This is a genomic window from Bradyrhizobium sp. NAS96.2, from assembly GCF_001908235.1.
Lineage (GTDB): Bacteria > Pseudomonadota > Alphaproteobacteria > Rhizobiales > Xanthobacteraceae > Bradyrhizobium.
This window is the reverse complement of record NZ_LGHK01000277.1, coordinates 1-10,451: the sequence shown is the minus strand read 5'-3', so window position 1 is coordinate 10,451 and position 10,451 is coordinate 1. Positions and strand designations below refer to the sequence as shown.

General features: G+C 64.9%; 8 protein-coding genes. 2 read left to right on the top strand and 6 right to left on the bottom strand.

Features of this window, described 5'->3' with window-relative positions; translation table 11 throughout:
- Window positions 1-222: 222 nt before the first annotated feature.
- The 6 genes from cnbZ to AC628_RS39170 all read right to left on the bottom strand — a co-directional run bounded on the left by cnbZ (window position 223) and on the right by AC628_RS39170 (window position 7,351).
- The gene (cnbZ, locus tag AC628_RS39195; protein ID WP_074132002.1) at window positions 223-966 is read right to left on the bottom strand and encodes a 2-amino-5-chloromuconate deaminase CnbZ; all 744 of its coding nucleotides are present in this window, start codon (window positions 964-966) and stop codon (window positions 223-225) included.
- 117 nt (window positions 967-1,083) lie between these two features.
- Window positions 1,084-4,185 carry a multidrug efflux RND transporter permease subunit gene (locus AC628_RS39190; protein ID WP_074132000.1) on the bottom strand — a complete coding sequence of 1,034 codons (3,102 nt, stop codon included), beginning with the start codon at window positions 4,183-4,185 and terminating at the stop codon, window positions 1,084-1,086.
- 84 nt (window positions 4,186-4,269) lie between these two features.
- On the bottom strand, window positions 4,270-5,463 hold the full coding sequence (locus AC628_RS39185; protein ID WP_074131999.1) for an efflux RND transporter periplasmic adaptor subunit: 1,194 nt from the start codon (window positions 5,461-5,463) through the stop codon (window positions 4,270-4,272).
- Between the two features lies 1 nt (window position 5,464).
- On the bottom strand, window positions 5,465-6,166 hold the full coding sequence (locus tag AC628_RS39180; protein ID WP_074131998.1) for a TetR/AcrR family transcriptional regulator: 702 nt from the start codon (window positions 6,164-6,166) through the stop codon (window positions 5,465-5,467).
- Between the two features lie 64 nt (window positions 6,167-6,230).
- A complete protein-coding gene (locus AC628_RS39175) occupies window positions 6,231-6,821 on the bottom strand; it encodes a thiamine pyrophosphate-dependent enzyme (RefSeq protein WP_074131996.1) in 591 nt (196 codons plus the stop codon).
- A complete protein-coding gene (locus tag AC628_RS39170; protein ID WP_074131995.1) occupies window positions 6,818-7,351 on the bottom strand; it encodes a thiamine pyrophosphate-binding protein in 534 nt (177 codons plus the stop codon). The genes AC628_RS39175 and AC628_RS39170 overlap by 4 nt, the downstream gene beginning before the upstream one ends.
- A gap of 205 nt (window positions 7,352-7,556) precedes the next feature.
- Between AC628_RS39170 and AC628_RS39165 the strand changes: the two genes are divergently transcribed.
- Together AC628_RS39165 and rocD are read left to right on the top strand one after the other, a co-directional pair.
- Complete coding sequence (locus AC628_RS39165) at window positions 7,557-8,792, top strand: cytochrome P450 (RefSeq protein ID WP_074131993.1); 1,236 nt, start codon at window positions 7,557-7,559, stop codon at window positions 8,790-8,792.
- 122 nt (window positions 8,793-8,914) lie between these two features.
- Entirely contained in the window at window positions 8,915-10,129 is a 1,215-nt protein-coding gene (rocD, locus tag AC628_RS39160) for an ornithine--oxo-acid transaminase (RefSeq protein ID WP_074131991.1), read from the top strand.
- Window positions 10,130-10,451: the final 322 nt, after the last annotated feature.

The following is a 10,451-nucleotide window of genomic DNA, read 5'->3' as shown; positions in this document are numbered from 1 at the left end:
ACCGAAGCTGCCTGGCTGCTGATTGCACACATCAGACTCCTGACCCGCAGACTTGCCGCTGCAGATAGGGGGCGATGATTTATGAGTCAGACTCTCAGGATGACGGAGGATAAAGCTGTGCGAAGTGCCATCCGCGTCATTGCGAGCGAAGCAAGCCATCGCTCCGCGTACGTGGACCGATGGATTGCTTCGTCGCTTCGCTCCTCGCAATGACGGCGGAAGCTAGAGCACCACCTCCCGCAACACGCGCCGGCAATCCATCTCGTATTCGAGATCGACCACCGGCGGGCGGCAGAAGTGCCAGGTCAGGCCGGAGCGCGTGGCGCCGCGGCGGACCAGCTCGTCGACGACCACGGGATGGATGTCGTGCACGGTGTAGGCCTGCACCGCTGTCGTCTCCTGCCAGCCGAAGCTGAACTCCGCCAGACGGCGCTCCATCTCGCCGGCGGTGAAGCGGACCTTCTCGCGCCACGCGCCGGGGCTGAGATCGCGATAGCAGACGATGCGGTCGGGATAGCTGGCAGTGCCGCCGCGGGCCTCGGCGCCGCCCGCGATCACGAAGGACGGCGACGTGGTCGTGCTCGGCCGCGTGAACGAGAACGCATAGAACGACGGCTCGGCCGGCGGATCGATCTCGGGACAGACATTGCTGCGCGCGACCGGATTGATGGTGCCGTCGAACAGCCCCCATTCGGCAAGCGTCTTGACATAGTGCTGGTTGAAGGCGCGGAAACCGTCCTCGGTGAAGGCGGCCGGCGAGCGCAATTCGCAGGCGCAGAACGCGGTCAGCGGCCGGCCGGCGTCCTTGATGTAGGCTGCAATCCGCGCAAAGCCGTCCGCAAGCGGCAGAAGGCGATCGAAGCGCACCCGCTCGATCTCATAGCCGGCGTTCGCCTGCGCGCCGCTGGAATATTGGAACACGGCCGGAATGAACCGGTAATTGCCCGCCGCAAACTCGCTCGCCATGCCTGGTGCCTCCCAATCTTTCCCGCCAGCCTGCGGCAAGGCTATCACGGGACAAAGAAAAGGCGGCAGTGGCTTTCGCCAGTGCCGCCTTTTCCTGCGAGCATGAGCTTGGAGGGCTCAGGTCGGTTTCAGTGCACCGCCGTGCTTGTCGAGTTCATAGTCGGCGATCTGCTTGGCGCGGTCGGAACGGGCCGCGGCCTGGTGGTCGGTCGCAATCGTCATGTACACGGCCGGCAGCACGAACAGCGTGAACAGCGTGCCGATCGTCATGCCGGCCACGACCACGAGCCCGATCGAGAAGCGGCTGGCGGCGCCGGCGCCCGAGGCGGTGAGCAGCGGCAGCAGGCCGGTGACCATGGCCGCCGTCGTCATCAGGATCGGACGCAGACGAATCCGGGCCGACATCTCGATCGCCGAGCGGCGGTCCAGTCCCTCGTTGAGCTGCAGCTCGTTGGCGAACTCCACCATCAGGATGCCGTGCTTGGTGATCAGTCCGACCAGCGTCAGCAAGCCCACCTGGGTGTAGATGTTCATGGTGGCGACGCCGAAGAACAGCGGGATCAGTGCGCCGACGATCGCCATCGGCACCGAGATCATGATCACGAACGGATCGCGCAGGCTCTCGAACTGCGCCGCCAGCACCAGGAAGATGATGATGATGGCGAACGCGAAGGTCACCAGGAGCTGGTTGCCCTCGTGGACGTATTGCCGGGAGTCGGCCAGGAAGTCGTAGCTGAAGCCGGACGGCAGCTTCTTGGCTTCACCCTGCAGGAACTCCACCGCCTGGCCCATCGAAACGCCGGGCATCGGCACGGCCTGGAAGGTCGACGAGTTGAGCTGGTTGTAGTGGGTCAGCGCGTTCGGATCGACGCCGGTCTCGACCGACACCACGGTTGACAGCCGCACCAGCTGCCCGGTCGCGGTCGGGACGTAGTAGTTGTCGAACGACTCAGGCGCAAGCCGGCTGGCGCGCGGCACCTGCGGGATCACCTGATAGGAGCGCCCTTCGAGGTTGAAGCGGTTGACGTAATTGCCGCCGAGCAGCGTCGCCAGCGCGCCACCGATCTGCTGCATGGTGATGCCGAGGTCGCTCGCCTTGGAGCGATCGACCTTCACCCGGACCACCGGCTGGTTGAAATCGAGGTCGCTGTCGGTGACGATGAACAGGCCGCTCTTGCGCGCGGCATCCTTCAGCTTGCTCATCTGGTCGAACACCTGCTGGAAGCCGGCGGTCGAAGAGATCACCATCTGCACCGGCAGACCGCCGGGGCCGCCTGGCAGCGGCGGCAGGCTGAACGCGAACGCGCTGACGCCTTCGATTTTCGACAGCTCGGCCTGCACCAGCGGCTGCAGCGTCTGGGCCGAGCGCTTGCGCTCATCCCACGGCTTGAGCAGCATGCCCGCGAAGCCGCCCTGCGGACCGGTGATGCCGTTCAGGATGAACCGCAGGTCGGTCTCGGGAAACTTCTGGAACTCCTTGTCCATCTTGTCGCCGTAGAAATCGATGTAGTCGATGTTGGCGTATTTCGGCGCCTTGGTCACCGCGAACACGATGCCCTGGTCCTCCTGCGGCGCCAGCTCCTTCTGGATGTGCATATAGAGGAAGCCGACCAGGCCGAGGATGGTCACGGCGAACAGCGCCGTGATCGGACGGTAGTCGAGCGAGCGGTCGAGCTGGCGGCCATAGGCGCGCGTCAGCGCGCCGAACACGCGATTGACCAGCCTGGAGAAACGCCCCTCTTCCGCGCTCTTGAGGAACACCGAGCACATCATCGGCGACAGCGTCAGCGCGATCACGCCCGACACGATCACCGACCCGGCCAGCGTGAAGGCGAATTCGCGGAACAGCGTACCGGTCACGCCGCCGAGGAAGCCGATCGGCGCGTACACCGCAGCCAGCGTGATCGTCATGGAGACGACGGGGCCGACGATCTCGCGCGCGCCTTTCAGTGATGCCTGCACAGGTGGCAGGCCCTCCTCGAGATGTCGATGGATGTTCTCCACCACCACGATGGCGTCGTCGACCACGAGACCGATCGCGAGCACCATCGCCAGCAGCGTCAGCAGGTTGAAGCTGAAGCCGGCGGCCAGCATCAGGATGCAGACGCCGATCAGCGACAACGGAATGGTGACGACGGGAATGATCACCGACCGCAGCGAGGCCAGGAACAGGAAGATGACGACGACGACGATCAGCACCGCTTCGGTTAGCGTCTTCTCGACCTCGTCGATCGACGATTGAATGAACTTGGTGGAGTCGTAGGCCACCTTCATCTTCATCGACGGCGGCAGGTTGCGCTCGAGGTCGGGGAACAGCGCGCGCACACCCTTCACCAGGGTCAGCGGGTTGCCTTGCGGCGTCGCCTTGATGCCGATGAAGATCGCATGTTCACCATTGAAGGCGACGCTGGCGTCGGTCGACTGCGCCGCGAGTTCCACCGTCGCGATGTCCTCGATGCGCACGAAGCCGCCGTCCTTCGCCTTCACGATCATGCGCTTGAACTGATCGATGTTCTGAAGGTCGGTATTGGCCGAGACGTTGGAGACGATGAAGAAGCCCTTGGTCTGGCCGGCGGCCGCCTGGAAGTTGTTGGCTGCGATCGCAGCCGCAACGTCGTTGGGCGACACGCCGCGTCCGGCCATCCGGGTCGGATCGAGCCAGACGCGCATCGCAAAGGTCTGGCCGCCGAGGATGTCGGCCGATGCGACGCCGTCGACCGTCGAGAGCACCGGCTGCACGACGCGGGTCAGATAGTCGGAGATCGCCGATCCGGTCAGCTCTTCGCTGGAGAAGCCGAGATACATCACGGCGATGGTGTCACCGGTCGCCTTGGTCACGACCGGATCGAAGGCTTCCTTCGGGATCAGGTACTTGACCGAGTTGACCTTGGCGAGCACCTCGGTCAGCGCCTGGTTCGGATCGTGATTGAGCTTGACGTAGACCTGGATCGTCGAGGTGCCGAGCACCGAGTTCGACGTCATGTAGTCGACGCCTTCAGCCGACGCGACGGCCTGCTCGATCGGCGTGGTGATGAAGCCGTTGATCAGCTCCGGCGACGCGCCAGGATAGGATGTCGTGATGGTCACGACGGTATTCGAGAGATTCGGATATTGCCGGATCGGCAGCACCATCGCAGCGCGCAAGCCGATCAGCAGGATCAGCAGGCTGACGACGACCGACAGCACCGGGCGCTTGATGAAAATATCAGTGAAGGCCATCGCCAACTCGATTCGTGTTGTCTGCCGGTAGCGGCAACATGTGGCGGAGGGCCATCAGGCCCTCCGGGTTTAGATAAATGGAGATCAGTAGCGCGGCGGCTCGGCCGGAATCGGCGGCGCCGGGTCGGTCGAGATCGCAACCGCCATGCCCGACTGCAGCTTGATCTGGCCGACAGCCACGACCTTGTCCCCGGCCTTCAGGCCCTTGAGGATCTCGACGCGGCCTTCGAGGCGGTTGCCGGTCTTCACGAAGGTGCGCTCGGCGGTCAGGGTGGTCTTGCCGTCCTCGCCCTTCTTCTCGGTGATCAGGAACACGGAGTCGCCGTACAGCGTGTAGTCGACCGCGGTTTCCGGAACCGTGACGACCGGCGGCTTGTCCGGCAGCACGATCGTGGTGGTCGCGAACATGCCGGGCTTGAGGATGCTGTCCGGATTCTGGATCGTGGCCTGGACCTTGATGTTGCGGGTGTCCGTCGCGATCTGCGGCTCGATGGTCGTGATCTTGCCCTCAAAGGTACGGCCCGGATAGGCGTCGACCTTGATCCGAACGGTCTGGCCGACCTTGATCTGCGAGCTCTGCTTCTCGGTCACGGTCATGTTGGCATACAGCACCGACAGATCGGTCAGCGACACGATCTGCGTGCCGGCCGTCAGATACTGGCCGACTTCGACCTGGCGAACGCCGAGATCGCCATCGAACGGCGCACGCACCAGCTTCTGCGAGATCAGCGCCTCGGTCTTGGCGATGCCCGCCTTGGCCTGGTCGTAGGTCGCCTGCGCCGTATCGACGGTCGACTGCGGCCCGAACTGGCGCGACGCGAGCTGCTTGGCGCGGTCGAGCTGCTGCTCGCCCACGGTCGCCTGCGCCTTGAAGCTGGCGAGGTCGCCCTGCTCCGGTGCGTCGAACAGCTGCACCAGCGGCGTGCCCGCCTTCACGTGGCTGCCGGCGGTGAACAGGATCTCGGTGATGCGGCCCGGCACGTCGGTCGTGACGTTGACCTGGTGCACGGCGACGAGATCGCCGACGGCGGTCAAGAGGTTCGGAATCACTTCCGTCTTCGCCTCGGCGGCCGTGACGTTGGACGGCGGCGGCTTATTATTGGCGAAGAACTGCGCGATCATGTGGCTGCGGAAGGCGTTGAAGCCGACCAGCGCGCCGACCAGCAGGGCCAGCAACAGGCCTACGATGATGAACCAGCGCACCAGGCGGACGGGACGCTTGGCTTGTTTCTCCTTGATCGGTTGCCCCGAGATGTGGCTTTCGGTCTGAATATTCATGTCATGCACTTTCTGCAGTTACCGACGGTCCTGCGCTCGGCGACGGCTGGCGGCCCAAATGAGTTGAAATTGCGGCTTCGGTAAGTCCGATGCCGCGAAGAATGAACTGGCAAAGCTGCTGCTCGGCCGCGGCGGCATCGCCATAGGGGAGACATGGTGTCGCAGGCAGTTGCGTCAGCGCGCCCATAAGCACGGTATGATGCGCAAACCAGAACAGGTTGAGTGGCTCGTCGCCGATCTGCGTCGCTTCGCCGGCGGCGATCGCCCGCTCGAGCGAAGCGGCGAAGGTCGGACCGATCAGCTTGCCGACCTTGTCGTAGAGCAGGCGCGCAAACTCGCCGTCGTCGAGATGGCTCGTCACCATCAGCCGCATCCGCTGCGCCTCTTCCTGGTCCGGCGCATCGCGCAGCTGCATGAAATGGCCGACCATGCCCTGCACCAGTTCGACCAGCGTCGCGGTCGACGGCTCCTGGCCGAGCAGATGGGCGAGATCGGGATCCGCCTCGCACTCTTCAGCAAGGATCTCGGCATAAAGCGCGGCCTTCGACGGGAAGTGCTTGAACAAAAGCCCTTCCGAAATGGCAGCCGCGGCCGCCACGCTCTTTGTCGTGGTGCCGGCAAAGCCGTTGCGGGCGAAACACCGCTTTGCGGCGCTCAGGATCAACTGACGCCGCAAGTCACTCGTCATGCGTAAGGTAGACATTTGGGTCGTGAGTAATCACTCACTTTACCAAAAGTCAAGGTTCTATTGCACCGCGAAAGCCACTTTATATCGGAGTGTGTCCGATCGACCCGCGGATGCGGTTGACGATGTAGGTGCCGTCGCGGCTGGACAGCACGCGTTCCAGATTGGCCCCGTCGATCTTCGCGCTGGCGAACCGCGGCCCTGCCGTAACGTCTTGCAAAGACGAGGCAAAAGCCTCGACCTCGGCCATCGTGCTGATCGAGCGGCTATCGGCGATTCCACAGGCCTTGGCAACACCCACGAGGTCGGCGGTTCCACCGGTATGGCTGGCCTGGCCGCCGGTCTCGCCATAGGCCTCGTTGTCTAGCACGATGATCGAGAGGTTTTTCGGCTGCTGCAGCGCGACGGTCGCGAGGCTTCCCATTCCCATCAGCATCTCGCCATCGCCGGTAATTACGACGACCGGCAGCGCCGGCTGGGCCAGCGACAGGCCGAGCCCGATCATCACGGCGCCGCCCATGCCGCCCCAGAGATAGAAGTTACGGTCGTGGTCGCCGGCCGCGGCGATGTCATAGGTCGAGGCACCGAGGCCGCCGACGGCGAAGGCGCCCCTGCGGTCCCGCAGCAGCTCGGAAACCACGGCGCGGCGGTCGAGGAGATTGGCTTTGCTCATTTGGTGAAGACCTTTGCCCCGATCAGGCGCTGCGACAGCAGCACGGCGGTTGGCGTGCAGGCGTTGTAGGCTTGCGCCGCGCCGGCTTCGACGACTTCCCGCACCTCGTCCGGACGCGTAGCGCGCAACACCTTGATCCCCGACAATTCGAGAATGCCTTGCGTGTTCGAGCCCATCGGCACCTGCCAGGGATTGAACTCGCCCCATTCGCCGCGCATCGTCACCAGCGTCAGGAACGGCAAGCGGAAGATCTGCACCAGCGACAGCATGTTGATGCAATTGCCGACGCCGCTCGACTGCATCAGCAGCGCGCCGCGCTGGCCGCCGGCCCAGGCGCCCGCGAGCAGCGCCACGCCCTCCTCCTCGGTCGTCAGCGCAATACCGCGCATCGAGGACGAACCCAGCACGCGCTCGATCAGCTCGGAATGCCCGGCGTCCGGCACGTAGGGCACCTGGCGCACCTCGAAGCGCTGCAATATCGAGAAGATCTCCTCGGGCCAGGAGGCCGCGGTGTCGGCACGGGCATGCATTGGCGTTTCCGGCTCTCTATTGTTTGGCCGCGACTGTAGAGGGGCGCGTGCGCTTCATCAAAGCGCAATACCGCATATGGCTCTGCGATTTACTCGCACCGCGCGGCGCGCCCGCGCCGGTCCCAACTCCCCGCAAATTGTGTTGCGCGGCCGCCGCCCGCGGCCTACGATAGTTGCAAATGAAACTAATTGGGTTGGAATCGCCATGAACGGGCACGCGCGAGAGCTGGCTGACGGCTTCGACCTGGAGAAGCTGACGGCGGACTTCTACGCCAACCCCTACCCGACTTATCGCGCGCTGCGCGAGCACGCCCCGGTCAAGCGGCTGCCGAACGGCTGCTATTTTCTCACCCGCTACGACGACCTGATCGCCGCCTACAAGAACACCAAGGCGTTCTCCTCCGACAAGAAGAAGGAGTTCCTGCCGAAATACGGCCACTCACTGCTCTACGAGCACCACACCACCAGCCTCGTCTTCAACGATCCGCCGGCGCACACCCGCGTGCGGCGATTGATCATGGGCGCCCTGTCGCCGCGCGCGATCGCCGGCATGGAGCCGGACCTGATCGCGCTGGTCGACAGCCTGCTCGACCGCATCGCGACCAAGGATCGCTTCGAGCTGATCGGCGACTTCGCTTCCGCGATCCCGGTCGAGGTGATCGGCAATCTGCTCGACGTGCCGCACGACGAACGCGAGCCGCTGCGCGACTGGTCGCTGGCGATCCTCGGCGCGCTGGAGCCCGTGATCGGCAAGGACGCGTTCGACCGCGGCAACAACGCGGTGAAGGATTTCCTCGCCTATCTCGAAACCCTCGTCGAACGCCGCCGCGCCAAGCCCGGCAATCCCGAACGCGACGTGCTGACGCGATTGATCCGAGGAGAAGGTAGTGGTGAGGACGATGGCGAGCGGCTGACCGCGAAGGAATTGTTGCACAACTGCATCTTCCTGCTCAACGCCGGCCACGAGACCACGACCAACCTGATCGGCAACGGGCTGGTGGCGCTCAGCCAATATCCCGATCAGAAGCAGCGGCTGCTCGCGCAGCCCGATCTGATCAAGACCGCGGTCGAGGAGATGCTGCGCTACGAGAGCTCGAACCAGCTCGGCAACCGCATGATCGTGGAAGAGACCGAGCTCGGCGGCATCAAGCTGCCGGCCGGCACGCTGGTCACGCTGTGCATCGGCGCCGCCAACCGCGACGGCGCGCAATTCCCCAACCCGGAAAGCTTCGACGTCGCGCGCACGCCGAACCGCCACCTCGCCTTCGGGACCGGCGCACATCAATGCGCAGGGATGGCGCTGGCGCGCCTCGAAGGCGCAATCGCGATCTCGCGCTTCCTGGCCCGCTTCCCGAATTATGTGCTCGACGGCGAGCCGGTGCGCGGCGGCCGGGTGCGCTTCCGCGGCTTCCTCAGCGTGCCCTGCAGCATCAACGCATAGAGAGCATTGTCCCCCCGCGAATTTGGCCGGTGACCCCACTTCCCTGTGGAGGAACTGATGCCCAAATCAGTTGCAGGCGCGCATTGGTGTAATCTGGTGCGCGACAGCGGGAGTGACACAGGATGAGTCCATCGGTCACTGATCTCCTCGCAACCGAAGCGCAGTTCGGCACCTACAATTACGAGCCGATCGGGGTCGTGCTGTCCCGCGGCGAAGGCGTCTGGGTCTGGGACACCGATGGCAACCGGTATCTCGACTGTCTCTCCGCCTATTCGGCGGTGAGCCAGGGCCACTGTCATCCGAAGATCCTGGCAGCAATGATCGAGCAGGCGCATCGGCTGACGCTGACCTCACGTGCCTTCCACAACGACCAGCTCGCTCCGTTCTACCGCGAGCTCGCGGAGCTGACCGGCTCGCACAAGGTGCTGCCGATGAACAGCGGCGCCGAGGCGGTGGAGAGCGCGATCAAGTCGGTGCGCAAATGGGCCTATGAGGTCAAGGGCGTGCCGGACGGGCAGGCCGAGATCATCGTCTGCGCCAATAATTTTCACGGCCGCACGCTCGGCATCGTCGGCTTCTCGACCGACGCCGGGTCGCGCGATCATTTCGGCCCGTTCGCGCCGGGCTTCAAGATCATCCCGTTCGGCGATGCCACAGCACTCGAGCAGGCGATCACGCCCAACACCGCGGCCTTCCTGGTCGAGCCGGTGCAGGGCGAAGCCGGCGTCATCATTCCCCCGCCGGGCTATTTCGCCCGCGTGCGCGAGCTGTGCACCGCGCGCAACGTTATGCTGGTGCTCGACGAGATCCAGACCGGGCTCGGCCGCACCGGAAAGCTGCTCGCCGAGCAGCACGAGGGCATCGAGGCCGACGTGACGCTGCTCGGCAAGGCGCTGTCGGGCGGCTTCTATCCGGTATCGGCGGTGCTCTCCAACAATGCGGTGCTCGGCACGCTGCGGCCGGGCCAGCACGGCTCGACCTTCGGCGGCAACCCGCTGGCCTGCGCGGTGGCGCGCGCAGCGCTGCGGGTGCTGGTCGAGGAAGGGATGATCGAGAACGCGGCGCAACAGGGTGCGCGTTTTCTCGCCGGACTGCAGGACATCCGCGCCAACGTCATCCGCGAGGTGCGCGGACGCGGTCTGATGCTGGCGATCGAACTTCATCCGGAGGCCGGCGGCGCCCGCCGCTACTGCCTGGCGCTGCAGGCGCGTGGCATCCTCGCCAAGGACACCCACGAGCACACCATCCGCATCGCTCCGCCGCTGGTGATCACGGCCGACCAGGTCGACTGGGCGTTGGAGCGGATCGCGGCTGCCCTGACCCAGGATGTCTCCTGACGGTTCCCTGCGTCGGAAGACCGCACGGCCGGCTACAGCGAACAAGAACGATTTCGACATCCGCGCGTTGAAGCTCTGCGGGCAGGAATGGACGGAGAGCTACGCTCATGCCTTCCCGCCGCGCTGGACTTATTGTCTTTTTGATTAGTGCCTCAATGCTCGTGACGAGCGGCGGCGCGTCCGCCCAGCCGCACGTAAAGGGTGGACCGGCGGCACGTCCAGCCGCACCGCCAGCGATGGCGCGTCCTTCCGCACCGATGGTCCACGCCGCCCCGCCGGCAATGGCCCGGCCGCCTGCCATGGCCCGGCCACCCGCGATGGC